General features: G+C 59.1%; 1 protein-coding gene. It reads left to right on the top strand.

The window, feature by feature from the left end:
* A partial coding sequence (locus tag H7995_RS28620; protein WP_185819337.1) for an immunoglobulin-like domain-containing protein occupies positions 1–408 on the top strand: 408 nt, incomplete at both ends.

The raw sequence follows: 408 nt of genomic DNA, 5'->3' as shown, positions 1-408 counted from the left end.
ACGCCTTACGAGCTGAAAGCCCAGGGTGATGACGTCTACAAAGACGGCCAGATCATCGAAGTGGGTATCGACAAGGCTGCCGTTGACGGCAAGTCGTTCGAGAACCTGGTGCTGGGCGATAAAGCTCAAGTGACCATCGGCGACACCCTCACTGAGGTGAAAGCCACCCTGACTGTGGATAAAACCACGGTCACCGAAGGCGGCACGGTCACCTACACCGTGACCCTGACCAACGCTGCTGGCATGCCGATGGCGAGCCATGGTCCTCTGGAGTTCACGCTGACCGATGGCACCGTGGTGAAAATCCCGGCCAACGGCACCAGTGGCACTGCCGAAGTCACCGCCAAAGACGACATCTTCACCGGCGGTCAGGACGCGATCGTCAACAAACTCGAGTCGGTTTCGGCT

Origin of the sequence: Pseudomonas kielensis (assembly GCF_014236655.1) — a bacterium.
In the GTDB taxonomy this organism is placed as follows: Bacteria; Pseudomonadota; Gammaproteobacteria; order Pseudomonadales; family Pseudomonadaceae; genus Aquipseudomonas; species Aquipseudomonas kielensis.
The sequence above is the reverse complement of the archived record's forward strand: the minus strand, read 5'-3'. Positions and strand labels throughout refer to the sequence as shown.